Origin of the sequence: Flavobacterium sp. MMS24-S5 (assembly GCF_050320125.1) — a bacterium.
GTDB classification, from domain to species: domain Bacteria; phylum Bacteroidota; class Bacteroidia; order Flavobacteriales; family Flavobacteriaceae; genus Flavobacterium; species Flavobacterium tyrosinilyticum.
In genome coordinates this window covers 4,794,455-4,818,957 of the sequence record NZ_CP190016.1, presented here as the reverse complement: position 1 = coordinate 4,818,957, position 24,503 = coordinate 4,794,455, and the positions used below count along the sequence as shown (strand labels likewise).

The following is a 24,503-nucleotide window of genomic DNA, read 5'->3' as shown; positions in this document are numbered from 1 at the left end:
TTTAATGCAGATTTTTTTTTACCAAAATACTAAGAATAAAATCAGCTTAATCTGCAAAATCTGCGAGAGTATAATTTTTTCCCGCAGATTTGGCAAATTAAGCAGATAAAATTCCTTTAAATATGATACTTGAAGCCGCATTTCTTTTCGTTAAACCAGAATTAACTTCTCAATTTGAAGTCGATTTTACAAAAGCAAGTCAATACATTTCTTCAATTGATGGTTATTTAGGGCATCGATTAGAGAAATGTCTGGAAGTCGAAAACAAATATCTTTTATTGGTCGATTGGAATACATTAGAAGATCATACAGTAGGTTTTAGAACTTCTGAAGCGTATCTCGAATGGAAAAAGATTTTACATCATTATTACGAACCGTTTCCAATTGTAGAGCATTTCGAAACGGTTTTTGAAAATAAAAAATAGATTTTATTTGCCACAGATTAAAAGTATTAAAAAGGATTTTCTATTTGCTGTTTTTGTCAGGCTGAGCGAAGTCGAAGCCTACGTCCAATTGGAACGCCCTTCGACTTCGCTCAGGGTGACAATCTAAAGAAATCATTCTAATCCTTTTAATCTGTGGCAAAAATAAATTCGTGTGAATTCGTGCAATTCGTGGCAAAAAACTTAACCAATGAACATCAAACTTATAGCCATAGGCAAAACAGATAATAAATCGCTTCAAACTTTGATTGACGATTATACCAAACGTTTGTCCTTTTATATCAAATTTGATCTGGAAATTATTCCCGATATCAAAAACGTAAAAAACTTATCTGAAAGTCAGCAAAAGGAAAAAGAAGGCGAATTAATTCTGTCTAAACTTTCAGCAACCGATCAATTGATTTTGTTGGATGAAAACGGAAAAACATTCTCAAGCGTTGGTTTCTCAGAAGAATTACAAAAGAAAATGAATTCTGGTGTTAAAACTTTAGTTTTCGTAATTGGCGGTCATTACGGATTTTCTGAAACCGTTTACAAAAAAGCACAGGGAAAAGTCTCGCTTTCGCTAATGACATTTTCGCATCAAATGGTACGTTTGTTTTTTATAGAGCAATTGTACCGCGGATTTACCATTTTACGCAACGAACCTTATCATCATCAATAGTTTTTTTTGTTTCAGGTTTAAAGTTTTAAGTTAGAAAATAAATTCTACTGGAAGTGTATCAAGATTGTAAGTAACGTCTTTTTGAAGTAGAATTTTATATTGAATATATTCTTCATAACTCATGTTCTTATCAAATAAAAATACTAGATCTGGCACTTTCTCAAACTTTATACTGTAAAAATGCTTTAATATTTCTGATATTTTTATTTCCTGATTTCCCATAAAAACTCGTTTTTTCCCTTTACTAAAGTAAACCACAAAACTTCCTGCTGTAGGTTTCTCCATTTTATAAAACACTTTTGTGAAAGGCAAAAAGGCTAGATTTTTCCCTATAGAATCTGCGTAAGAATAATAATTTTCGGCATTTTCGTTTTTGTGGGCGCTGTCAGCTCGCTTTTTTTCCTGCATTTTGATTACCTGCGGAATTACAACTTTTAATGGCAAACGCTTGTCAATATTGAATATCCAATTGGTTGAAATAATCGCACTCTTTCTATTCAAATCTGCAATGGTATCTTTTCCTTCTTTTTTAAAGAAAATATAAATCGGCGAATGATCTTGTACGTCTTTTACAATTGAAATATTTGATTTTGGAAGTAAAACGTCTTCTTTTTTTCCACAGGAGAAAAGTAGGAAAGCTATAATTAGAGTAAAGTATTTCATATTTTTACAATTCATTTTACACAAGTTTGTCATTTCGACGAAGGAGAAATCTTCGCAAGTAACTCCGCAACGAGAATCCATTCTTTGTCGATCTAGCAACGAAGATTTCTCCTTCGTCGAAATGACAAAACTGGCGATTTATAAACTCATTTTATTAAACAAAGTAACACATTCCACCGCTTCTTTCACATCATGCACACGCAGAATTTTTGCGCCTCTTGTCAAAGCAATTGTATTCAGAAAAGTTGTTCCGTTTAAGGCTTCTTGAGGCGTAATATCCAGCGTTTTATAAATCATTGATTTTCTTGAAATTCCAGCTAAAACGGGCAATTCTAAAAGATTAAAAAGTTCCATTTTTTGCATGACTTCATAATTCTGATCTGTTGTTTTGGCAAAACCGAAACCAGGGTCTAAAATCAAATCGTTGATTCCTAAAGCTCTCGCTTTTTTAACTTTTTCAGAAAAATAAAAAAGCATTTCTTTAATGATATCGTCATATTGGGTCAAACTCTGCATCGTCTGCGGGTTTCCACGCATATGCATCATGATATATGGAACGTTATAATGCGCAATTACATCAAACATTTTTTCATCCAATTCGCCTGCAGCAATATCGTTTATAATTGCTGCGCCGCTTTCTATACTTGCTTTTGCAACCTCAGCCCTAAAAGTGTCAATAGATAATAAAGTCTTTGGAAAGTGTTTTAAAATCAATTCTATTGCTGGAACAATTCGGTCAATTTCTTCTTGTTCGGTTACAAACTCAGCACTTGGTTTGCTGGAATACGCTCCAATATCGATAAATGTTGCGCCTTCAGAAAGCATTTTATCTACCTGCGAAATAATTTCGTCTTCTTTTTTATATTTGCCTCCGTCAAAGAAAGAATTTGGCGTAACATTCAAGATTCCCATTACTTTAGGAATCGATAAATCTATAAGTTCACCTTTGCAGTTAATCGTCATGCGTTTTGTTATTTTTGTTTCATGTTTCATGTTTCAAGTTGATGCAGATTGCGTAAGTTCGAAAAGTTAAAACTTGAAACCTAAAACTTGAAACATTTTTTAGTTTCAAGTTACTGCTATTAACACTTTGTTTAGAAAAAACTTGAAACAAAGAAAACCTGAAACTTGAAACTCTTTAATTTAATCCTTATTTTTGAAGAAATTTTAGCAAATATACAGCATATAAATGAAGAATACTTCCCAAGAATTTGATAATGTTATCGAGGTTTGCAGAACCTTATTCATCAATAAAATGAAAGATTATGGTAGTGCGTGGAGAATTTTAAGATTGCCATCGCTAACAGATCAAATTTTTATAAAAGCGCAACGAATCAGAAGTTTACAGGAAAATGATGTTCGTAAAGTGGATGAAGATGAAAAAGGAGAATTTATCGGAATCATCAATTATTCTATTATGGCTTTAATTCAATTGGAATTAGGCGTTGTTGATCAGCCCGATCTTGATGTTGAAAAAGCAACTGAATTATATGATGCTAAAGTAAAATTGACCAAAGAATTAATGGAGGCCAAAAATCATGATTATGGAGAGGCTTGGCGTGATATGCGTGTAAGTTCTTTAACTGATTTGATTTTGCAGAAACTCCTTCGCGTAAAGCAAATTGAAGATAATAAAGGAAAAACAATCGTATCTGAAGGAATCGATGCTAATTATCAGGATATGATTAATTATTCTGTTTTTGCTTTAATCCTAAACCCAATTACTAAGTAAAATTCTAAATTTTAAATTCCAAATTCCAACCTTAAAATTGGAGTTTGGGATTTAAAAATTTGGAATTTAAACCCTAAATATTTGCCATGAAAAACATCATTACTCAATTTTCCCGATTATTTGTCGGCGTATTATTTATCATTTCCGGACTAATCAAACTAAACGATCCAGTTGGATTCTCTTATAAACTGGCTGAATATTTCAGTGAACCTGTTTTCAATATGCCGTTTTTAGAGCCATTAGCTTTAGGGTTGGCGATCTTTTTAGTGATTTTAGAAGTAGTTTTAGGTGTAATGCTGTTGGTTGGCTATAAATCAAAACTAACGATTTGGGCTTTACTTTTACTAATTGTTTTCTTTACATTCCTTACTTTCTATTCAGCTTATTTTGACGTAGTAAAAGATTGCGGATGTTTTGGAGATGCTTTACATTTAACGCCTTGGCAATCATTCACAAAAGATATTGTTTTACTATTCTTTATATTGATTTTATTTATCAATAAAAAATTAGTAAAACCTTTATTCTCTAAATTGGCAACCAATATTATCACTTTAATCAGCATTGTTTTGTGTGTTTTTATGGCTGTTTGGGTTATCAATCACAATCCTATCAAAGATTTCCGCCCATATAAAGTAGGAACAAACATCGAGAAAGGAATGGAAATTCCAGAAGGTGCTCCAAAATCGGTTGTAGAAATGATTTTCATTTATAAAGTAAATGGCGTTGACAAAGAATTTACAGAAAAGGATTTAATGAATATTCCTGAAGGTGCTGTATTTGTTGATCGTAAAGACAAAGTAATCTCTGAAGGATACGTTCCTCCTATTCATGATTTTACCATGACTAAAGATGATTCTGACTACAAAGAAGAATTATTAAAAGAGCCAAAATTATTGATTTATGTAACTTACGATTTGAATTTATCGAATTCTGAAGGAATGAAAAAATTATCTAAAGTTACTGCAGATGCAAAAGCAAAAGGCTACAAAGTAATTGGGATGACCGCTTCTGGAGCTGACGAAATTGCTAAAGCTAAAAAAGATTACGCTTTAGATATTGATTTCTATTTCTGCGATGGAACAGCTTTAAAAACTGTTGAAAGAGCAAATCCAAGTATTGTTGTGGTACATGACGGAACTATCGCTCAAAAAGTGCATTACAATGATGTTGATGATTTGAAATTGTAATACTTCAAAAAAAAATTAAAAACGCCAGCAAACGTATTGTTTGCTGGCGTTTTTGATTTTTAGCATTCCGTCAAAAGTTAACTTTTAGATTACGAATAATAATCCTACATTTGAGCAAACCAAAAACTATTTTAACCATGAAAAAACTGCTACAGATTTCCGCTATTCTAGTTTTATTTTTTGCTGCAGGATGTGACTCGCCTCAAATAATTTGCGAAACGGGACCTTTTGATTTATACTTTTGAATTTGTTGATAAAGATTCGGGAACAAACTTGTTTGACAATGGCACTTTTACCCCACAAACACCCGTGACAGTAACAGATTTGAATCAAAATAAGATAATTCAAACTACTTATATGAAAAGCAACAATTCAGATCGTGCTCTGTTAGTATTAGCATTTGAAACAGGAACATTTAAATATGCTGTAAATATTGGAGACAAACCTGCCTTTGAATTATCTGTTGTTACGGAGAGAATGAAAGGAAGCCAATGTAATGGTATCGTGAAAAAATCAATTGAAATTAAAAATGCTGAATATGAAGAAGAAAAAACAACTGGGATTTATAAAATTCTAATAAATACAAAAAACTAAAATCAATTTTAATTCAGCTTTACAATCCTTTAATCCAATCAATGAAAAGAATCTTTCAATCACTTATTTTCGCGTTCTCCATTTTATTTAGCATTTCAGGTTTCAGCCAAACAAAAAATGAAGATCAACGTTACATTTTCTTTTTTCACAACAAATTTGTTGAAGAAAATGATTTAAATGCAGTTCATCCAGAATATGGCAGAGCAGAATACAACGAAATTTTAGAATCATTCAGAAAAGATAATTTCATCGTTTTCAGTGAAAAAAGAAAGAAAAACACCAATTCTGCCGAATATGCCGAGAAGATCGCAAAACAAATCAAAAAGCTTATAAAGAAAGGCGTCCCGCCAAATCATATTACAGTAATTGGAACTTCACAAGGTGGTTATATTGCCCAATATGTTTCGACTTATCTCTCCAATCCAGATGTGAATTTCGTTTTCATTGGTTGTTTTAGAGATGTTGATATTCAAGAAATTCCAGATATTAATTTCTGTGGCAATATTTTAACCATTTACGAAAAATCAGATATTTACGGAGTTTCTGCCATTAAAAGAAAAGAAACTTCAAAATGCAAAATAGATCATTTTAAAGAAATTGAACTTAACACAGGTCTAAAACATGGCTTTTTGTACAAAGCGGCAGACAATTGGATTGCTCCAAGCAAAAAATGGGCAAATGGCAATTATGAATTAAATTAAGCATTACAAAAACATAAAAAAAGTCTTCAATAATTTTGATTTTATTGAAGGCTTTTTTTATTGCAATCTGACGTTTTTTTTGATTAAAATCTTTTTCCAAAAATAAAATTTTTATCATTTTTTTATTTTCAAAACACCTCCATTAGGAAAAAACACCATTTCCTACCTCAACTATTACGATTTCAACACTCTTTTTTCAACCAAAAAACGTCGATTTGTTACAAAATAAACGACTCTTCAAATTTTGTTAATCTGCAATCGGCATTCGATTTGTTTGTTTAACTTTGTGAATTCAGTACCCTAATAAAAAATAATTTTAATCAAATATGAAACAATTAGTTCTAGTCGTAATTGCGTTTATTTCTTTTTCTTGCTCACAAGCTCAAAAAACAGCTTTTTCTAAAGAAGCTCTGTCTGAGAAATTACTAGCCACTGATGGAAGTCAGGTTACCTTCAAAAACATCTTAAAAAAATACAAAGGCAAAACTTTAGTGATAGAAGTTTGGGCTTCTTGGTGTGGTGATTGTGTGAAAGCAATGCCAAAATTAAAAGAGCTACAAGCTAATAATCCTGATGTGTCTTACTTATTCATTTCGGCTGATAAAACGGCTGATAAATGGAAAGCTGGAATCGAAAAACATGAGTTAAATAAAGGCGATCATTATATGATGAATGATGGTATGAAAGGGCTTTTTGGAAAAGCTATTGACTTAGACTGGATTCCAAGATACATTGTAGTTGATAAAACTGGAAAAATCGTTTTATACAGAGCGATTGAAACTGATTTTGAGAAAATCAATTCTACTTTACAATCATTGAAATAATCTTTCAATAACAATAACAATATCAATGTCAAAATTCAATTTAAATTTTGACTTCTTTCAAAATAAAAAAACAAAAAAATAATATAAAACTACCAAAATGAGAAAATCGATTGTTGCAGGAAACTGGAAAATGCATAAAAATGCTGAGCAAACTGAAGAATTATTAAACGAATTAGTGGCTAAAATTCCAGCTAAAACAAATGCACAAGTTATTGTAGCTCCAACTTTTGTAAACTTACAAGCTGCTGCTGCAAAATTAAAAAATACAACTATTGGTGTTTCTGCTCAAAACGTTCACCAAGCTGAAGGTGGTGCTTTTACAGGAGAAATTTCTGCAGATATGTTAACAAGCATTGGCGTTAACACCGTAATCTTAGGTCACTCTGAGCGTAGAGCTATTTTCCACGAAACAGATGCTTTAATTGCAAACAAAGTTGATACAGCTTTAAAACATGACATGACAGTTATTTTCTGTTTTGGAGAAGAATTAAAAGATCGTCAATCTGGAAATCACTTTAATATTGTTGAAAATCAATTGCGTGATGGTGTTTTCCATATTGCTAAAGAATCTTGGTCTAAAATTGTTTTAGCTTACGAGCCAGTTTGGGCTATCGGAACTGGAGAAACTGCTTCGCCAGAACAAGCACAAGAAATGCACGAATTTATCAGAGAAACTATCCGTAAAGCTTTTGGAGCTGAAATCGCTGATGAAGTTTCTATTTTATACGGTGGTTCTGTTAAACCAGATAACGCTAAAGAAATCTTCTCTAAACCAGACGTAGATGGTGGTTTAATTGGAGGTGCTGCTTTAAAAGCTGACGATTTCTTAGCTATTGTAACGGCTATCTAATTTTAGATTTTAGATTTTAGATTTTAGATTTTAGATTTTAGATTTTAGATTTTAGATTTTAGATTTTACAAAAAACCATTCGCGGTGCGAATGGTTTTTTCGTTTTGGAATTTGGAATTTTTAAATTGAAAATTTATAATTTAAGGATTACCTTTGCAAAAATTTTTATTTATGTCAAACATCTATTTAGGATATCATTTTACGATTGAGCCGAAAGAATTAGGATCAGAAATTTTAGTTGCTGAATTGGGCGAAAAAGCGTTTGAAAGTTTTACAGAAACAGAAAACGGAATTTCGGCTTTTGTGAAGAAAGATTTATGGGACGAAAATATTCTGGATGATATTTACATTTTACAATCTGAAGAGTTTAAAATTGAATATACCATTGAAGAAATCGATCAGGTAAACTGGAACGAAGAATGGGAAAAAAATTTCGAACCAATCGATGTTGATGGAAAATGCCACGTAAGAGCTCCTTTTCACCCAAAAACCGATGCTGAGTTTGATATTTTGATCGAACCTAAAATGAGTTTCGGTACTGGTCATCATGAAACTACTCATATGATGATTCAGCATTTATTGGAAATGGATGTAAAAGGCTTAAAAACACTTGATATGGGTTGTGGAACTGCCATTTTAGCTATTTTAGCAGAAATGAAAGGCGCTGAACCTATCGATGCAATTGATATTGACAATTGGTGTTATTTAAACTCTATCGAAAATGCCGAACGCAATAATTGCAAACATATCAGCGTTTATGAGGGCAATGCGGCTTTATTAGCGGGTAAAAAATACGATTTAATCATTGCCAATATCAACAGAAATATTTTGTTGAACGATATGCAGGCTTATGTTGATGCTTTAAACCCAAAAGGAATTATTCTTTTTAGCGGTTTTTATGAAGAAGACATTCCATTTATTGACGCTTCATGCGTTGAAAAGGGATTAACTTATGTTAAAAAGCTTCAAAGAAACAACTGGGTATCTTTAAAATACGTAAATTAGATACTGATAATCAACTCAGTACAAAACCTATAAGATATGAGTACTAAAGAAAAAGTAAGAGAAAGAGTTCGCGAAAAAGAAGCCATTGCTTTTAATAACGAGATCATTGTTTATAATGATGATGTAAACACTTTTGATCACGTAATCGATACTCTTATGCGTGTTTGCGACCATACGGCTGAACAAGCTGAACAATGCTCTTTGATTGTTCATTACAACGGAAAATGCACTGTAAAAACGGGTCCGATTGAAAAACTTAAACCTCAATGCACACAACTTTTGGAAGCTGGACTTAGCGCCGAAATTGTCTAATTGATCCATAATTTAAAGCGCATTCTATTTTGTTCTATATTCGAATAAAATAGAATGCGTTTTTTATTTGTCTTATTTTAAATCAAAATATCACATTAAAAACCGTTTAATTTAACAATAATTTAAAAAGCATTTGATTTTATTCTATATTTGAACGAAATAGAATGCTTTTTTTATGGAAGAATATGGAAAGATATTGATTATTGCAATGCCCATTTTTTTGACTTTAATTATCATTGAAAAAATATACGGCATTTATGTAAAAAACGATACAGCGCCACTAATAGATAGCGTATCGAGCATTAGTTCTGGAATAACCAATTCTGTAAAAGATGTTTTAGGACTCAGTATCACTTTTCTTTCTTATGAATGGCTGGTTTCTAAAATTGCATTACAACACTTAGAAGTCAATGTCTTGTCTTATTTCATAGCCTTTTTTGTGATTGATTTTTATGGATATTGGAGTCATAGACTAGCACATCAGGTTAATTTTCTTTGGAACAAACATGCTATTCATCACAGCAGTGAAGAATTTAATCTTGCCTGCGCATTACGTCAGCCCATTGCTAGTTTGGTTAATCTCTTTACTTTTTTATTGATTCCTGCTGCTTTACTGGGTGTTCCTGCTTCAGTAATTGCGATAACGCTTCCTGTTCACTTGTTTTTGCAATTTTGGTATCATACCAAACACATCAAAAAAATGGGCTTTTTGGAGCATATTTTAGTAACTCCTTCGCATCATCGCGTTCATCATGCTATTAATCCAGAATATCTAGACAAAAACCACTCTCAGATTTTTATTTTTTGGGATAAACTTTTTGGCACTTTCCAAGAAGAATTAGACGAAGTTCCTCCGGTTTTCGGAATCACACGACCTGCCAATACTTGGAATCCTATTAAAATAAATTTTCAGCATTTGAGCTTGCTTATAAAAGATGCCTGGCGCGCTCCAAAATGGAAAGACAAACTCACCATTTGGTTTAAACCAACAGGCTGGCGCCCCGAAAATTTTGAAGAAAAATATCCTGTAAACAAAATTGAAAATGTTTTTAATTTTGAGAAATATGGCACTCAAAACTCTCAAAAATTAATTTACTGGTCGGTCTTACAAGTTTTAATAACCTTACTATTTGTAAGCTATCTATTTGAAAATATTGCCAAAATTGGTCTGCCCAATATTTTTATCTACGGTTTTTTTATTTTCGTAACCATATATAGCTACACAGAGTTAATGGATAAAAATAGATTGGCTCTTTTATGGGAAGGCATCCGATTAGCAATAGTAATGGGTATTATTGGCTATTACGGAGACTGGTTTGGGCTAAATCGTACAATCCCAATTAGCAATTATATTATTTTTACCTACCTGATTTTATCTTTTTCAGCAACACTTTATTTTGTTAATTTTGACTTTAAAACCAACCAAAACCAATATACCAATTCATAACCCCTATTATGAGAAACTCATCTTTTTTTAAAATTTATGCTGCATTTAGTGTGGTTTACCTCATTATTCTGCTCACTGGCCACGAACGTTTTGATCTTTTTCTTAAACCCATTCTAATACCAATTATTGGGTTTGGCGCTTACTTTTATAGAAATTTTCCAACGCAGAATATTTTATTAGCCGCACTTGTACTCTCTTGGCTTGGAGATGTTATCTTACTTTTTACAGATCTTGGTGAGATATATTTTATTTTAGGACTCTTATGTTTCCTATCTGCACATATCATCTACTGCATTCTTTTCAATAAGCAGAAGAGAATTAGAAAAAAACAAAACAAACCAATTTTTATATTTGGCAGCATATTAATCGCAGTCTATTTAATCGGGATGGTTTCTGTATTAATGCCACATTTAGGAGATCTTGAAATTCCTGTTTCTATTTACGCTTCGATAATTTCAATTATGCTTTTATTTGCTTTCAACGGATTTTTAGTGTGGGAAAAGCCCGGAAATCAGCTCGTGTTTTTAGGGGCTATTTTCTTTATTATTTCTGATAGTATTCTGGCTGTAAATAAATTTTATGCTCCAATTCCTAAAAGCTCCTTTTTTATTATGCTAACTTATCTTCTGGCACAATATCTGATTGTAGTTGGTATTTTAAAACTAAATCCAAAAAAAGAACAGCAAACAGTTTAACTTTTCCAACAACCTCAATCATGAAAAAAATAGCACTTTTAATTGTTTTAGTAATCTTTGCTTCTTCTTGTGTAAGCACAAAATCGACTTTAAAAAATGTTGATGATAATGCGCCTGATTTGATTTTGAAGAAGGACAATACGTTTGCTATAACGCAATTTGCTAAAGACAAAAAGTACGGTTATGATCCTGATTATCCTGTTAACATATTTTTTCAAAATACAAATAGTGAGACTTTAAACGAAACCCGTTTCTTAAATGCTTTGGCTGGCTCAAATGGCGAAAAAATTACGTATACTAGATTAGAAACTTGTTGCCCGTTTCCAACCAAAAGAAGCAATATGGGCGCTGGATTTTTGAATGTTTATGAGTTGAAATGGGAAGGGCAGAAAAAGCCTGTAAAACTGTATTTGAACATTTATGAAAAAGGAATTTTAATGGTTCCGATGGGATTGAGGTTGAAATAAAATAATCTCAGATCAAGACCATGCTTACTATACTACCGTTATTGCTGATTATTTTACCTGTATTATCACAGTTAATCTGGGGAACATTTTCTATCTATAGATCTGCATCATTTAAATTCAGCCAAATTTCTTGGATTAATTTTATGCCTGCAAATTGTACTTTCTTTTGTAGCTTTTAATATTGCTGATTATAATTTTTCTAAACAATACGAACAATATCCCAATCCTATGAGATGTGGCATGCCACTTGTTGGAATGGCTGTAGCTTGTTTCTTTTTACTTTTTGTTCTGATATTGATTCTTGTAATTCAATTTCTAATTAAGAGATGGCGAGCAAAAAGAAATAGGATATAAATCTCAATATTTCTTAATGAAAGAGAGTATTAAACTTCAAAACTTTAGAACATGATAAATGTCATTTATTAGTTTCTTTTCATGCTTTAATATTGCCTCAGAAAAAGCATTTAATCGTTTTAAAGAAATTTTAGCAATTCGTTAATTCTACTCAGCTCCTAGTCAGCTATTCGAGTTCTTAAAATAATCTTAAATCTTCATCTGCTATTCATAAATCATAACTACCTTTGCAGTGCAAAAAATAATTTTATGAACTTACAACATATTCCACAAATTAAGCATACTGACAGCGGAAATTTCTTTTTATTGGCAGGGCCTTGTGCTATCGAAGGAGAAGAAATGGCGTTGCGAATTGCTGAAAAATTAGTTGGTATTACCGACAATCTTCAGATTCCTTATGTATTTAAAGGATCTTTTAAAAAAGCAAACCGTTCTAGAATTGACAGTTTTTCTGGTATCGGTGACGAAAAAGCTTTAAAAATCTTAAGAAAAGTTTCAGAAACTTTTCATGTTCCAACTGTAACAGATATCCATACCAACGAAGATGCTGACATGGCAGCTCAATACGTTGACGTTTTACAGATTCCTGCATTTTTAGTACGCCAGACCGATCTTGTTGTGGCTGCTGCCAATACCGGAAAAGTGGTAAACTTAAAAAAAGGACAATTTATGAGTCCGGAAAGCATGAAACATGCTGTTCAAAAAGTTTTAGACTGCAATAACGAGAATGTTATGGTTACAGATCGTGGTACTATGTTTGGCTACCAAGACATGATTGTAGATTTTAGAGGCATTCCTACTATGCAGCAATATGCTTCTACAGTTCTAGATGTAACACACTCTTTACAACAGCCAAATCAGACTGCTGGGGTTACAGGCGGAAGACCTGATATGATCGAAACAGTGGCAAAAGCGGGTATCGCAGTGGGTGTTGACGGTATTTTTATCGAAACACACTTTGATCCTGCAAATGCAAAAAGTGATGGTGCTAATATGCTTCATTTAGACTATTTTGAAGGTTTGATGAACAAATTAGTAGCTATTAGAAAAACGGTTAACTCATTTTAATTTTTTATAATACTTAAGTTCTTTGAAAACAAAAATTTTATTTTTCTTACTGACTTGTGTTTCTTTAAACACATTTGCTCAGGAAGAAATACCAGTACAAAAATATGCTGCCCATAATAAAGGAAAATTCTTTGTTATGTGGGGTGGTAACAGAGAAAGCTACTCAAAATCTGATGTAAACTTTAGAGGTAAAGATTACAACTTTACAGTTGAGAATATGGCTGCTCATGACAAACCAAAAGGATGGCATGTTGATTACATCAATCCTGTTAACATGACTATTCCTCAAACCAATTTGAGATTGGGTTACTTTTTTAGTGATCATTATAGTGTTACAATTGGTGTTGACCACATGAAATACGTAATGTCACAGAATCAAATCGCAAATGTTACTGGAAACATCAATTTACCTGCAGATGATCCCGCGTCAATTTACAATGGTAACTACAACAATACTCCTGTCGATATGTCCCAAGGAGGAGCGAAAGAAGGCGGTTATGGCAATGGTGAAATAAATGTAAATGGTCCAGCTTTTTTAATGTACGAACATACAGATGGTTTAAACTACATTAATACGGAAGTTGCAAGATTTGATGATGTTTCTAAATGGTTTGGATTACCAAATATTGATAAAGTTCAGATTAACTTAACCGAAGGTATTGGCGCTGGAGTTTTATATCCTAAAACCAATACTACCCTTTTAGGCAAAGAACGTCACGATGATTTTCACGTTTCAGGTTATGGTGTTTCTGCTAAAGCTGGTTTAAACGTTACTTTCTTCAAGCATTTCTATATTCAAGGAGAGTTAAAAGGTGGTTATATCAATATGCAAGACATTAGAACAACTACTAGCAATGAAGATAAAGCTTCTCAGCACTTTACTTATTTTCAAAGAATTATTGCTGTTGGAGGTATTTTTAGACTCTAACATCTCGTAAAATATATTTAGAAAATAGCTGCCATTTTATTTGGCAGCTATTTTTTTTATCATTTACTTTGTGCTTCAAAGTACTTTAAATTTTACTTTATGAAAAACAAAAAATATCTATTTCCGATTATTACTTTTTTCTTAAGCTTTGGCTGTGCCTTATTCGTGGCTATAAAAGTTTTTCCGAATAATCCGTTTACTGGAACATCCAAAACAGAAAAAACAGCTGTTAGCAAGTTTAAAGACGGAGATCTTATTTTTCAAACATCAGAATCTAAACAGTGTGAAGCAGTTCGCATTGCTACAAATTCGAAGTTTTCTCATTGCGGAATCATTTATGATATTAACGGAAAATGGTTTGTTTTTGAAGCCGTTCAGCCTGTAAAGCTTACTCCGTTGGAAGATTGGATCCAACATGGAAAAGATCATAAATATGTAGTTAAACGATTAAAAGACGATAGTGTTTTAAAACCCGAAGTTTTACAAAAAATGAAAGACTACAGCCAGCAGTTTGACGGTAAAGAATATGATGCTTATTTTGAATGGACTGATAACAGAATATATTGCTCTGAATTGATCTGGAAAATTTATAAAAATGCTGCAGGAATCGAATTATCTCCACTTAGAGAATTGAAAGATTTTAATTTGAAAGATCCGGGGGTTCAGAAAATACTAAAAGAACGTTATGGCAACAACATACCATTAGAGGAAAAAGTCGTTGCTCCTTCTGACCTTGCCGACTCTACTATTTTAAAAACTGTAATAGACACTTATTAATATTTTAAAAAGCTAGATTGCTTTATTGTTACTAGCTTTTTTATTTATCTATTTACTTTGAAACTCAAAGAACTTTACAAAAACTAACCTATGAGAGATTATTTGATTGAAAAACTGTATGAATGTTCTAAAAAACCGTATCAAAAATATTTCAAGAAGAATCAGCCTTGGAATATTGATAAAACTAAATTAATGGATTATCCTGAAGAAAGCCTAGGATTTAGCTTGGGTAGTTTTCTTTATAAAAATCATTTTGATATTCAGGAAAAACTCGAAGATCACGACATCATTCATGTACTGACCAATACGGGAGTTTCAGTTTATGAAGAAATCGGAATGCAGTATTATTTACTCGGAAATGGGAAGAAAAGCTTGTATTTGTTTATGGTCATACTAACTGGCACTATTTTTTATCCGAAACGTATGAGCTATTTCATTCAGCAATTTAAAAGAGGGAAAAAGGCAAATGCCTTTCATTACCTCGATTTTTCAAAAATGCTTTTTTTGCCAATTCAAACTATTCAGCAAACTTTTAAAATTTAAAAATCATGAAAACAATTTATAATCCTTCTGAAGAAAAACAGTCTACAGAATTAGCTATCGGTACATTTATAATCAGTACAATTCTATTTATTCTTTACATCGTTTCAAACGGAAATGCTATGGTATTAGTTATTGCATGGCCTTTTGCTTTAGGAGCCATAATTGTAAATACAATTATGTTTTTACATTTGACAGATCTGTTTATTCATCTCTCAGAACAGCGAAAAGATATTGGAGTGAAGCTTCTAATCTTATTTTCAAATATTCCAATCCTCTTTTTTTATTATTTGGTTGTGATGAAATCTTGACATAAAAAAAGCCACAAGTAAACTTATGGCTTTTTGTGTCTTATTTTTTTGAAACTTAATTTGCTTTTTTAGTTTCGATTCCGTTTTGGTCTAATAAATACATTAATGTGGTCATTGTTGCTGCACCAAGTTCAAGCTCTCTTTTATTGATTGCATCAAATTTATCGTTTGCTGCGTGGTGGTAATCAAAATAACGCTGAGAATCTGGTTTTAAACCTGCTTTTACAATAGCTTGAGAAGTCAAATGGCTAATATCTGAACCTGCATGGCCAATTGTGAAACTGTGTACCAAATAAGGCTCAAAAAGGTCTTTGTAACCTTGAATTTTTTTCAAATTAACATCATCTGCTTCAATTGAAAATCCTCTTGGAGAAAATCCGCCTGAATCACTTTCTAAAGCAAAAATGTGGTTTTCTTTATTTTGTTTTGAAACCTCTTCATATTTGGCTCCGCCTCTTCCTCCATTTTCTTCGTTCATAAACAATACAACACGAATCGTATTTTTTGGCTTGTAATTTAAGTTTTTTAAAATACGAATTACTTCCATACTCTGCACTACCCCTGCTCCATCATCGTGAGAACCATCTGCTAAATCCCAAGAATCTAAATGTCCTCCAACAACCATAATGTTTTCTGGAGTTACGCTTCCTGTCAATTCACCAATTACATTATAAGACAATGCATCTGGTAAAGTTTCGCAAGATTGTTTAAAATAAAATTTCAAAGCTGGATTTCTTTTTAAAGTTTTACTCAACAATTCTGCTCCATTTGTACTAATTGCAGCTGTTGGAATATATTGTTCTTTTGGCAAATCACCGTAGCTTTGAGTACCAGTGTGAGGGAAGTCGTCTAGACGTAAATTCATAGAACGAACAATTGTTCCAACAGCACCTAATTTCGCTGCTTCTTTTGCTCCTGCATATCTTTGGTCTACGCAAGCTCCATAAGAAGTAAAAGTTTCAATATTTTCCGGATTCATTGGTCTGTTATAGAAAACAATTTTTCCTTTTACTTTATCTGCTCCAAGTTCATTTAGTTCTTTAATTCCTTGAACTTCTATTATTTCTGCTGTAAGACCTGTTTTTGCAGTAGCTACAGAACCACCAAGTGCACAAATTGGCACAGTAGTTTTTACTTTTCCATCAAGAATGTAAGCCGTTTCTTTTTCGCCACGTACCCAATGAGGTACCATAACTTCTTGTAAATAAACTTTATCTAGTCCTAAACTTTCTAATTGTCTTTTAGTATAGTCAACTGCCAGTTCTGCACCTTTAGATCCAGACAAACGAGCCCCGATATCGTTAGACAAATATTCTAACCAAGTGTAACATTTTGATTCAGTTAAAGCTTTTTTATAAAATAATTTGATGTTTTTTTCATCATTTGTCTGAGCAAAAGATGTCAATCCGCTTAAAACTAATGCAGTTAAAAGAATTGTTTTTTTCATAGTTTTGATAGTAATTTTGGAGTTTAGCATACCATTGGTATATTAGCAAAGGAACAAAATTATTAACATTTCTGACGTCTTTTTCTCAACCTTTTCTCAAAAAAAAGCTCCAATTGCAAATTTTTCAATTTGCAATTGGAGCTTTTACAGATTTTATAAATAAAGACTATTTAACTTCAATAATCTTATTTTTCGTTCCGATTCCGTTTTCATTAAAAGGCTCAATCGTAAAATAATATTTAGTTCCTTTATCTAAACCTCTAAAATCATAAGTATTATCACCGAAAACCATAATGCTGTTATACAATTTATCTGGTTCAATTCCGTAATAAATATTGTAACCGATCGCATCAGCTTGCTTTTTCCAAGAAATCATCGCATTTCTAGAATCTGCCTTGTTTCTGTCTACTTTAAAAGAAGCAACTGCTTTTGGTTTTGCTGCCAATCCGTTTCCAAAAACTCTAAAATCTGAAATTGCAAACAAACCAGATGCATTATGAATATTCTCCATTTTAATGTAACGCGCTTTAATAGATTTTGAAAGCTCTACATAATCATGAGGTGCATCTTTATCATTTTTAGATTTATCTACAACCAAAGTCCAATTTTGAGCGTCATCAGACATGAATATTTTATATTGATAATAAATATCCATTGCTTTATTAAACTGCGTTGCTTTATGATCTGCGTAGTTAATTTGTAAAGCATTAATTTCCATTTGTCTTCCCAAATCCATTTGAAGCCATTCTCCTGGATTGTCAGTTTTTGCAGACCAATAGGTTTGAATGTTTTCATCGGTAAGATTTTCTGGTCCATAACAGAATTTCTCATATACTTTTTTACCGCCATTATCCATTCTGTGTGTTTCTACTTCCATACATTCTTCTGAAGAAGAAACCGTTACAGGCTTTTTATAGGAAAGCAGCATCCATCCAGAAGAAGCTCCTTTTGTTTGATCACGTTGAGCTGTTGGCAATACAATTGGAAAATCCCCATAAGCTGTGATCGAATACATTACATCATCTTTATCAAATCCGGCAGGAAACATATCTATACGACGCTCAAAACGATCTTTAATAGAGATTTTGCACGTTCCTGTATTCCAGTAATTTCCATAATTATCTGCGAAAGTATTTCCGTGTCCTGCTCCAATTACAAATCCGCCTGGTTTATATGACATCGGATTGTGTTTTTGGTACGTAAATGGCCCTAACGGATTATCTCCAACATGAACACCATTTGCGTAGCCTTTAAATTCGGTAGCAGGCGCTCCATATTGCATGTAATATTTTCCGTTATGTTTGGTCATCCAAGCTCCTTCAATGAAATTCCCCCACGGCGCAGGTTCCATATCGTTGTTTGGTCCAAAACGTTCCCATCCGTGAGCCGAAGGATCCAAAATAGCGACTTCCTTAACTTGTCCATAAACTTTCTGAATATCCTCTACTTCTGTCGCTTTATACAATTCTGCATAGTCTGCTTGATTTCCTTTTGGAAGCCAAGTTTTATAATCAACCTCAACACCTACAAGTGGTAATTTTCCGCTTGAGCCGTAGTACATATATACCTTTTTGTCATCATCTTGAAAAATCGCTGGATCCCAAGTTGGCAACATTGCTTTGTCTACGTGGCGTGTCCATCTTCCTGATTTGGGATCAGCTGTTTTCCAAATCGGATGATCTCTTTTCCAAGTTGAACCTACATAGAATAAAGTGTCATTTACAACCCAAGCAGCAGGAGCACACTGGTCATCATCGCCTGGCTGCCTTTGGAAACTTCCATAAACAAAATTCCAGTCGGACATGTCTTTACTCCAGAAGAAACCTGCCTGATTGGTAGCAAATAAATAATATTCGCCTTTATAAGTAATAATTACTGGGTCTGCGCTTGAACGGCGTGATTCTGGAATTCCATTGTGATTATGAGTCGTAAAATTGTACCCAATATTTATCGGATTACAATATGTTGTTGCCGGTCTGCTAGGGTCAAACCATTCTGTTTTCCCAGAATTTTGCGCCGAAAGACTGCTTCCGAAAAGCATCGAAAGCAATAAAATTGGCTTAAATTGTTTATATATATTCTTCATGATTAGATTCTTTAGCTAAGCATTACAGCTTATTTTTTAATCTCTTTTCTTTCCTTTAAAAGTTCGGGTTCGTTTGTAGTAATGTAATTGAATTTGTGTTCAATAATCCAATCCATATCTTTAGCGTCATTAACAGTCCAAGCGTTTAGAATAATTTTATTATCCTTTGCTTCTTGTATCCATTCAGGATGTTTTTGAAAAACAGAATAATGATAATCAACACCGTTAATTTCATCCGCCTTTACCTCTTTTGGAGATTTATTCCCTTCTAAATATTGCAGAGAGGTTTTCGGATCTATTGCTCTGATTTTTTTTAGAATATCGTAATCAAAACTGATGTAGCAGATATTTTTATTGGCTTTTAATTTTTTAATGGTTTCAACTGCTGCTACACCAGTTTTTTGTCCTCTTTCTTTACTGATTTCAGAAGGCTTAATTTCGCAAACCAAAAGTGTGTGCTTGTTATTTCGCATTCCTTCGGAAATATATTCATACAGCGTTGGAAGTTTTTCTCCGTTAGAAAGTTTAAACTTTATCAAATCTGCATAATTTGTTTCTTCAATAAGCAGTTTGTTGTAATGAGCATCATGATTGATTACAAGTGAATCATCTGCTGTTCTCCAAACATCAAACTCTGATCCTGGCAATTTTAAATCTATTGCATGTCTTAATGATGCAATAGAATTTTCAGGTAAATTATTCTTTTTCCAAGCTCCGCGATGCGCTACTATTGCGTTCTTTTGCGCATTGCAATAGGAGAAAGCAATAAGACATACGGCACTAAATATTTTAATTTTATTCATAATAACGTAGTTAAAAAATTACAAAAAGGCTTTGTCTTTTTAGAAAAAAAGCCCTCCAAACGAAGGGCTTTTCACTAATCAAATAAACCAACTATTTAGTTAACTCAAAACTAACTTTCTTATCGGCATTTGAATTTCCTCCAACGAAAACATCAAACTGCCCTGGCTCTGCTACGAATTGTAAATCAGAGTTATAAAATTTTAAATCTTCAACAGTAATATCAAAACTTACTGTTTGTTTTTCACCTTTTTTAAGTGCTATTTTTTGGAAACCTTTTAATTCTCTAACTGGTCTTGTTACTGAACCAACTAAATCTCTAATGTATAATTGAACTGTTTCTTTTCCGTCAAAATTTCCAGTATTTGTTACATCAACAGTTACTTTCAATTTTCCAGATGGATTCATTTTATCAGAAGAAATTTTCAAGTTTGAATAATCAAAAGTCGTGTAGCTTAAACCAAATCCGAATGGGAATAAAGGCTCGTTTCTTTCGTCAATATAATTTGATCTGAATTTCTCGAATTTTCCTTCTGTGTTAGAAAGCGGTCTTCCTGTATTTTTGTGTGCATAATAAATTGGTAACTGTCCAACACTTCTTGGAAAAGTTGAAGTCAGTTTTCCTGAAGGATTTACATCTCCGAATAACACATCAGCAATTGCATAACCAGCTTCTGTACCAGCAAACCAAGCATTTAAAATTGCTGGAACTGTTTTTTCTTCGTCTGTAATTACTAACGGACGTCCATCAAATAAAACTAAAACAACTGGTTTTCCAGTTTTTAATAAAGCATTTAATAAATCTTTTTGCGCTTGTGGAATTTCTAAGTTTGTACGGCTGCTAGATTCTCCGCTCATTTCTGCAGATTCTCCTAAAGCTGCTACAATTACATCTGACTGCTCTGCTACTTTTAAAGCTTCTGCCAATAAATCTTCTTTTGAACGAGCATCACGGTGTAAAGTTTTACCGAACATTGTCGCATTAGTTTCAAAAGTTTCATCGTAATCTAAATTGCTTCCTTTTGCATATAAAACTTTAGTTCCAGCTCCCGCTACTTCTTTAATACCTCTCAATAACGAAACGGCATTTTCCATTTTTGTAGCCACACTCCAAGTTCCTGGCATGTTTTCTTTAGCATCTGCCAATGGTCCGATTAAACCAATTGTTCCAGATTTTTTAAGTGGTAAAAGCTGGTTTTGGTTTTTTAATAAAACTAAAGATTGTGCAGCAATATCACGTGCTTCTTTTCTGCTATCTGTTGTAAAAATCTCCGTTTTAGCTCTCTTCTCATCACAATATTTATACGGATCTTGGAATAATCCTAAGTCGTATTTTGCTTCTAGAATAAGTTTTACAGCATTATCGATTGTTTCGATTTTTACTTTTCCTTCGTCCAAAGATTTTTTCAAAGTTCCTAAGAAACCTTCTCCAACCATATCCATTTCAACACCAGCATTTAGAGATTGAGCAGAAACTGCTTGTAAATCTCCCATTCCGTGCTCAATCATTTCAGGAATTCCAGTAAAATCTGTTACTACAAATCCTTTAAAACCCCATTGTTTTCTTAAAACATCTGTCATTAACCATTTGTTTCCTGTTGCTGGAATTCCGTCAACTTCGTTGAAAGAAGCCATAACCGAACCTACACCAGCATCTACTGCAGCTTTGTAAGGAGGGAAATAGTCATTAAACATTCTAATGTGGCTCATATCGACAGTGTTGTAATCACGTCCGCCTTCTGGAGCTCCATATAATGCAAAGTGCTTAACACAAGCTAAAATTGAGTTGTTTTTTGAAAGATCATGCTGTTGGTAACCATTCACCATTGCTTTTGCAATCTGGCTTCCTAAGTATGGATCTTCTCCTGAACCTTCAGAAACTCTTCCCCATCTTGGATCGCGAGAAACATCAACCATTGGAGAAAATGTCCAGTTAATACCGTCTGCACTGGCTTCTTTTGCAGCAATTTGCGCACTTCTTTCAATTAATCCCATATCCCAAGTACAAGATAATCCTAACGGAATTGGGAATGTTGTTTCGTAACCGTGAATAACGTCCATACCAAAAAGCAACGGAATTTTTAAACGGCTTTTTTCAACCGCAATTTTCTGCACTTCTTTAATTTTTTGAACTGATTTAATGTTGAACAAACCACCCACTTTTCCTTCAGCAATATTTTTTGCCACATTTGAGCTGTTTGCCTGCCCAGTGGTAATATCACCAGATGTTGGCAAGTTTAACTGACCCAATTTCTCGTCTAAAGTCATTTTTGACATTAACTCCGCCACAAATTCAGACTTTGGTTTAATTTTCACTGTATTTTTAGCTGGCTTTTTTTGAGCATAACCCAAAACAGCGCATCCTAAAAAAAGTAAGACTAATTTGTTTTTCATGTGTATTTAATATTTGTTTTTAATCGGAACATGGAATCACTTTTCTTCGTTCAATTTTTTGTTTGAATCAAAGTGATTTCATTCTATTCTATTTATTTGTTTGTATTCGTTTTTCTTTGCTGTAACATCCAGTCATAGATTTCTTTGTTATCATAAACTCTTGTCCAGCTGTCATGATTGGCATCATCAAAAATGGTCAGCTTTACATCTTTGGCATTACATTTTTTCAATTCATTATAAATCGTGATGGCATAATTTACATTTACCACATTATCCTGTAATCCGTGGAAAATTCTGGTTGGAATATTAGCTATTTCACAAGCGTTTTCTAACTGAATTAAATCTACAAAACCCGCGACAGGTACATTTGCTGCAAATAAATCCGGATGTGAAAAAGCCAAATTCCAAGAAGCCCAACCTCCTGAGCTCAAACCAGTAACATATATTCTTTCTGAATCGATTTTATTCTCTTTCTGAATTTTTACAATCAGCTGATAAATTGATTCTATATCCCAATTTTCGTCTTCTTTGCATTGCGGAGCCAAAACATAAGCGTCTAAATGGTGTGTTTTTAAATATTTTAAAGGACCATTAATTTTTACTTTCTCCAAATCGGTTCCTTTTTCTCCATCGCCCGAAATAAAAACAATCAATGGTTTTTTCTCCTTAACATTCGCTGGACGATGTAAAACATATCCCAGTTCATATTTAGACATTATAACTGTATTGATTTTTCCAGTTGTTTCACTCTGCCCAAAAACAACTAGAGAAAACAACAGAAATATAAATGCTAACTTATTTTTCATAGAACCTTAAATTCCGTATTTTCCAGATTTAAATCCAAGTTTTGTTAAGCCTTGTTTTACTTCTGGTGCATTCATAAACAATTTCCACAATAATCCTGTTCTGTAATTTTCGATCATTACAACTTCTGAACCTTGATCAATTGCCAAATAACGTTTTGCTACCCATTTATTTCCTAAACTAAGAGCATCATAAAAACCTGCATTTCCCCAAGTTTCATCTTTATGATTCTCATATAAATTGCGAATAAATGTCATTGATTCTTTTGGCGTATAAACGATTGAGCTAATTGCCGCTGTCGGAGAAATCACACCTTGATCGTTACTTGGCATATGTGCATTGTATCCAATAGAACCGTCAGGATTTCTTGAATATGATGCTGTTAATCCCCAATATTCTGGTCCATAACCCGCAATTTTTTTCGGATTTTCAACACAATATTCGTAGTTAATTTTAGTCTGATTAACATTTAAATCCCAATAGTTAGCATATTTATCTGTTAACTGATTTGGATCTAAACCTACATAAGAATAATGAGCCCAGAATAATCGGACCCCAAATTCTTCTGCACCATTATGCTTTAAAATAAGTGGAATATTGTATTTTGTTTTTGAAGAAACTATACCACCGCTTCTCGCCCATCCTTCGTGATAGGCTTTCGCATCGATTGTATGCGTTGGTGAAGACGCTGCTAATACATAAGTAATTAAGCATTCATTGTAACCCTCCAACGGAAAATTCATCTCCCAAGCATAGCTCGGAGACCAGTGCCAGTACAAAACATTTTTATTATTTGTGTACCATTGCCAATCAACACCTTTCCAAAGTGCATCGTATTTTGCCGCAACTGCTTTCTCTTTTTCATTACCTGTTTTAAGATACTCGCGAACTGTAATAAATCCTGATACCAAAAATGATGTTTCGACTAAATCTCCTCCATTATCTTTGGTTCCAAAAGGTTTTACTTTTCCTGTATTTCCATCAATCCAGTGTGACCATGCTCCATGAAAGCGATCTGCTTTTGCAAGGAAATCTGCAATTTTGTCTAATCTTTTTACTCCTTCTTCCTTAGACACATATCCTCTATCTATTCCTGCAACTAATGCCATTAATCCGAAACCTGAACCACCTGTTGTAACAATATTCGAATCATTTTCAGGATAAACTCCGTCAGGATGATAACGTTCTCTCGCTAACCCAGAATTTGGTTCTGCATAGTCCCAGAAATATTTAAATGTTTGTTTTTGAACAGCATCTAAAAGCTGTTCGTCTGTTAATGCAGTAACGCCAGAAGTATTTTCCTGTACATTTTCTTTCGACTTATCGGCATTGGATCCACAACTAAAAAAAGTAAAAGCTAAAAATAAAACTGAAATTCTAACCATTATAAAAATTTAAGATTTTAATAA

Annotated in this window: 26 protein-coding genes; 18 read left to right on the top strand and 8 right to left on the bottom strand. The window is 33.0% G+C overall.

The features are described from left to right. Positions 1-122 precede the first annotated feature (122 nt). Together ACPWTF_RS22205 and rlmH are read left to right on the top strand one after the other, a co-directional pair. On the top strand, positions 123-425 hold the full coding sequence (locus ACPWTF_RS22205; protein ID WP_427873150.1) for an antibiotic biosynthesis monooxygenase family protein: 303 nt from the start codon (positions 123-125) through the stop codon (positions 423-425). 208 nt (positions 426-633) lie between these two features. Then, positions 634-1,107, top strand: a complete 474-nt coding sequence (gene rlmH, locus ACPWTF_RS22200) for a 23S rRNA (pseudouridine(1915)-N(3))-methyltransferase RlmH (protein ID WP_427873149.1) — start codon at positions 634-636, stop codon at positions 1,105-1,107. 30 nt (positions 1,108-1,137) lie between these two features. Here the strand turns inward: rlmH and ACPWTF_RS22195 are convergent, their stop codons facing one another. Next, the gene (locus ACPWTF_RS22195; RefSeq protein ID WP_427873148.1) at positions 1,138-1,770 is read right to left on the bottom strand and encodes a hypothetical protein; all 633 of its coding nucleotides are present in this window, start codon (positions 1,768-1,770) and stop codon (positions 1,138-1,140) included. Between the two features lie 138 nt (positions 1,771-1,908). Beyond that, entirely contained in the window at positions 1,909-2,733 is an 825-nt protein-coding gene (gene folP, locus ACPWTF_RS22190) for a dihydropteroate synthase (RefSeq protein ID WP_427875778.1), read from the bottom strand. 226 nt (positions 2,734-2,959) lie between these two features. Between folP and ACPWTF_RS22185 the strand changes: the two genes are divergently transcribed. From ACPWTF_RS22185 to ACPWTF_RS22110, 16 genes are all read left to right on the top strand, one after another. Next, positions 2,960-3,502: a DUF1599 domain-containing protein gene (locus tag ACPWTF_RS22185; RefSeq protein ID WP_379800619.1), complete on the top strand. Its 543-nt coding sequence runs from the start codon at positions 2,960-2,962 to the stop codon at positions 3,500-3,502. Between the two features lie 86 nt (positions 3,503-3,588). Then, the gene (locus ACPWTF_RS22180) at positions 3,589-4,689 is read left to right on the top strand and encodes a BT_3928 family protein (RefSeq protein WP_427873146.1); all 1,101 of its coding nucleotides are present in this window, start codon (positions 3,589-3,591) and stop codon (positions 4,687-4,689) included. A gap of 228 nt (positions 4,690-4,917) precedes the next feature. Continuing rightward, the gene (locus ACPWTF_RS22175; RefSeq protein WP_427873144.1) at positions 4,918-5,283 is read left to right on the top strand and encodes a hypothetical protein; all 366 of its coding nucleotides are present in this window, start codon (positions 4,918-4,920) and stop codon (positions 5,281-5,283) included. Between the two features lie 41 nt (positions 5,284-5,324). Continuing rightward, a complete protein-coding gene (locus tag ACPWTF_RS22170) occupies positions 5,325-5,984 on the top strand; it encodes an alpha/beta hydrolase (protein WP_427873143.1) in 660 nt (219 codons plus the stop codon). A gap of 326 nt (positions 5,985-6,310) precedes the next feature. Further along, positions 6,311-6,808 carry a TlpA family protein disulfide reductase gene (locus ACPWTF_RS22165; protein ID WP_320492622.1) on the top strand — a complete coding sequence of 166 codons (498 nt, stop codon included), beginning with the start codon at positions 6,311-6,313 and terminating at the stop codon, positions 6,806-6,808. A 97-nt stretch (positions 6,809-6,905) separates the two neighbouring features. Further along, positions 6,906-7,658, top strand: a complete 753-nt coding sequence (gene tpiA / locus ACPWTF_RS22160; protein ID WP_427873142.1) for a triose-phosphate isomerase — start codon at positions 6,906-6,908, stop codon at positions 7,656-7,658. Positions 7,659-7,829: 171 nt separating this feature from the next. Next, the gene (gene prmA, locus ACPWTF_RS22155; RefSeq protein WP_427873140.1) at positions 7,830-8,663 is read left to right on the top strand and encodes a 50S ribosomal protein L11 methyltransferase; all 834 of its coding nucleotides are present in this window, start codon (positions 7,830-7,832) and stop codon (positions 8,661-8,663) included. 36 nt (positions 8,664-8,699) lie between these two features. Further along, entirely contained in the window at positions 8,700-8,975 is a 276-nt protein-coding gene (locus tag ACPWTF_RS22150; RefSeq protein ID WP_095927736.1) for an ATP-dependent Clp protease adaptor ClpS, read from the top strand. A 175-nt stretch (positions 8,976-9,150) separates the two neighbouring features. Continuing rightward, entirely contained in the window at positions 9,151-10,422 is a 1,272-nt protein-coding gene (locus ACPWTF_RS22145) for a sterol desaturase family protein (protein ID WP_427873137.1), read from the top strand. Between the two features lie 8 nt (positions 10,423-10,430). Next, positions 10,431-11,117 (top strand): lysoplasmalogenase, encoded by a 687-nt coding sequence (locus tag ACPWTF_RS22140; RefSeq protein WP_427873136.1) that lies wholly within the window; start codon positions 10,431-10,433, stop codon positions 11,115-11,117. Between the two features lie 20 nt (positions 11,118-11,137). Continuing rightward, entirely contained in the window at positions 11,138-11,584 is a 447-nt protein-coding gene (locus tag ACPWTF_RS22135) for a 2-dehydro-3-deoxyphosphooctonate aldolase (RefSeq protein WP_427873135.1), read from the top strand. Between the two features lie 603 nt (positions 11,585-12,187). Next, positions 12,188-13,006, top strand: coding sequence for a 3-deoxy-8-phosphooctulonate synthase (kdsA, locus tag ACPWTF_RS22130; RefSeq protein WP_427873133.1), 819 nt, complete (start codon positions 12,188-12,190; stop codon positions 13,004-13,006). A gap of 22 nt (positions 13,007-13,028) precedes the next feature. Continuing rightward, positions 13,029-13,934 carry a hypothetical protein gene (locus tag ACPWTF_RS22125; protein ID WP_320492617.1) on the top strand — a complete coding sequence of 302 codons (906 nt, stop codon included), beginning with the start codon at positions 13,029-13,031 and terminating at the stop codon, positions 13,932-13,934. Between the two features lie 99 nt (positions 13,935-14,033). Continuing rightward, entirely contained in the window at positions 14,034-14,711 is a 678-nt protein-coding gene (locus ACPWTF_RS22120; protein WP_427873131.1) for a YiiX family permuted papain-like enzyme, read from the top strand. 90 nt (positions 14,712-14,801) lie between these two features. Further along, positions 14,802-15,254, top strand: a complete 453-nt coding sequence (locus tag ACPWTF_RS22115; protein ID WP_427873130.1) for a hypothetical protein — start codon at positions 14,802-14,804, stop codon at positions 15,252-15,254. A gap of 5 nt (positions 15,255-15,259) precedes the next feature. Then, on the top strand, positions 15,260-15,562 hold the full coding sequence (locus tag ACPWTF_RS22110; RefSeq protein ID WP_427873128.1) for a hypothetical protein: 303 nt from the start codon (positions 15,260-15,262) through the stop codon (positions 15,560-15,562). Between the two features lie 55 nt (positions 15,563-15,617). Here the strand turns inward: ACPWTF_RS22110 and ACPWTF_RS22105 are convergent, their stop codons facing one another. The 6 genes from ACPWTF_RS22105 to ACPWTF_RS22080 all read right to left on the bottom strand — a co-directional run bounded on the left by ACPWTF_RS22105 (position 15,618) and on the right by ACPWTF_RS22080 (position 24,479). Beyond that, positions 15,618-17,009 carry a M20/M25/M40 family metallo-hydrolase gene (locus tag ACPWTF_RS22105; RefSeq protein ID WP_427873127.1) on the bottom strand — a complete coding sequence of 464 codons (1,392 nt, stop codon included), beginning with the start codon at positions 17,007-17,009 and terminating at the stop codon, positions 15,618-15,620. A gap of 166 nt (positions 17,010-17,175) precedes the next feature. After that, entirely contained in the window at positions 17,176-19,095 is a 1,920-nt protein-coding gene (locus ACPWTF_RS22100) for a discoidin domain-containing protein (RefSeq protein WP_427873125.1), read from the bottom strand. A gap of 29 nt (positions 19,096-19,124) precedes the next feature. Next, positions 19,125-19,898: a glycerophosphodiester phosphodiesterase family protein gene (locus tag ACPWTF_RS22095; protein WP_427873123.1), complete on the bottom strand. Its 774-nt coding sequence runs from the start codon at positions 19,896-19,898 to the stop codon at positions 19,125-19,127. Between the two features lie 91 nt (positions 19,899-19,989). Continuing rightward, on the bottom strand, positions 19,990-22,290 hold the full coding sequence (bglX, locus tag ACPWTF_RS22090; RefSeq protein ID WP_427873121.1) for a beta-glucosidase BglX: 2,301 nt from the start codon (positions 22,288-22,290) through the stop codon (positions 19,990-19,992). Between the two features lie 92 nt (positions 22,291-22,382). Continuing rightward, positions 22,383-23,096 (bottom strand): prolyl oligopeptidase family serine peptidase, encoded by a 714-nt coding sequence (locus ACPWTF_RS22085; RefSeq protein WP_427873120.1) that lies wholly within the window; start codon positions 23,094-23,096, stop codon positions 22,383-22,385. Between the two features lie 6 nt (positions 23,097-23,102). Then, on the bottom strand, positions 23,103-24,479 hold the full coding sequence (locus ACPWTF_RS22080) for a glucoamylase family protein (RefSeq protein WP_427873118.1): 1,377 nt from the start codon (positions 24,477-24,479) through the stop codon (positions 23,103-23,105). Positions 24,480-24,503 lie beyond the last annotated feature (24 nt).

Excerpts from the sequence above, each read along its gene's own strand:
- ACPWTF_RS22205 (WP_427873150.1), top strand. The coding sequence starts at position 123 with ATGATACTTGAAGCCGCATTTCTTTTCGTTAAACCAGAATTAACTTCT.
- rlmH (WP_427873149.1), top strand. The coding sequence starts at position 634 with ATGAACATCAAACTTATAGCCATAGGCAAAACAGATAATAAATCGCTT.
- ACPWTF_RS22195 (WP_427873148.1), bottom strand. The coding sequence starts at position 1,770 with ATGAAATACTTTACTCTAATTATAGCTTTCCTACTTTTCTCCTGTGGA.
- folP (WP_427875778.1), bottom strand. The coding sequence starts at position 2,733 with ATGACGATTAACTGCAAAGGTGAACTTATAGATTTATCGATTCCTAAA.
- ACPWTF_RS22185 (WP_379800619.1), top strand. The coding sequence starts at position 2,960 with ATGAAGAATACTTCCCAAGAATTTGATAATGTTATCGAGGTTTGCAGA.
- ACPWTF_RS22180 (WP_427873146.1), top strand. The coding sequence starts at position 3,589 with ATGAAAAACATCATTACTCAATTTTCCCGATTATTTGTCGGCGTATTA.
- ACPWTF_RS22170 (WP_427873143.1), top strand. The coding sequence starts at position 5,325 with ATGAAAAGAATCTTTCAATCACTTATTTTCGCGTTCTCCATTTTATTT.
- ACPWTF_RS22165 (WP_320492622.1), top strand. The coding sequence starts at position 6,311 with ATGAAACAATTAGTTCTAGTCGTAATTGCGTTTATTTCTTTTTCTTGC.
- tpiA (WP_427873142.1), top strand. The coding sequence starts at position 6,906 with ATGAGAAAATCGATTGTTGCAGGAAACTGGAAAATGCATAAAAATGCT.
- prmA (WP_427873140.1), top strand. The coding sequence starts at position 7,830 with ATGTCAAACATCTATTTAGGATATCATTTTACGATTGAGCCGAAAGAA.
- ACPWTF_RS22150 (WP_095927736.1), top strand. The coding sequence starts at position 8,700 with ATGAGTACTAAAGAAAAAGTAAGAGAAAGAGTTCGCGAAAAAGAAGCC.
- ACPWTF_RS22145 (WP_427873137.1), top strand. The coding sequence starts at position 9,151 with ATGGAAGAATATGGAAAGATATTGATTATTGCAATGCCCATTTTTTTG.
- ACPWTF_RS22140 (WP_427873136.1), top strand. The coding sequence starts at position 10,431 with ATGAGAAACTCATCTTTTTTTAAAATTTATGCTGCATTTAGTGTGGTT.
- ACPWTF_RS22135 (WP_427873135.1), top strand. The coding sequence starts at position 11,138 with ATGAAAAAAATAGCACTTTTAATTGTTTTAGTAATCTTTGCTTCTTCT.
- kdsA (WP_427873133.1), top strand. The coding sequence starts at position 12,188 with ATGAACTTACAACATATTCCACAAATTAAGCATACTGACAGCGGAAAT.
- ACPWTF_RS22120 (WP_427873131.1), top strand. The coding sequence starts at position 14,034 with ATGAAAAACAAAAAATATCTATTTCCGATTATTACTTTTTTCTTAAGC.
- ACPWTF_RS22115 (WP_427873130.1), top strand. The coding sequence starts at position 14,802 with ATGAGAGATTATTTGATTGAAAAACTGTATGAATGTTCTAAAAAACCG.
- ACPWTF_RS22110 (WP_427873128.1), top strand. The coding sequence starts at position 15,260 with ATGAAAACAATTTATAATCCTTCTGAAGAAAAACAGTCTACAGAATTA.
- ACPWTF_RS22105 (WP_427873127.1), bottom strand. The coding sequence starts at position 17,009 with ATGAAAAAAACAATTCTTTTAACTGCATTAGTTTTAAGCGGATTGACA.
- ACPWTF_RS22100 (WP_427873125.1), bottom strand. The coding sequence starts at position 19,095 with ATGAAGAATATATATAAACAATTTAAGCCAATTTTATTGCTTTCGATG.
- ACPWTF_RS22095 (WP_427873123.1), bottom strand. The coding sequence starts at position 19,898 with ATGAATAAAATTAAAATATTTAGTGCCGTATGTCTTATTGCTTTCTCC.
- bglX (WP_427873121.1), bottom strand. The coding sequence starts at position 22,290 with ATGAAAAACAAATTAGTCTTACTTTTTTTAGGATGCGCTGTTTTGGGT.
- ACPWTF_RS22085 (WP_427873120.1), bottom strand. The coding sequence starts at position 23,096 with ATGAAAAATAAGTTAGCATTTATATTTCTGTTGTTTTCTCTAGTTGTT.
- ACPWTF_RS22080 (WP_427873118.1), bottom strand. The coding sequence starts at position 24,479 with ATGGTTAGAATTTCAGTTTTATTTTTAGCTTTTACTTTTTTTAGTTGT.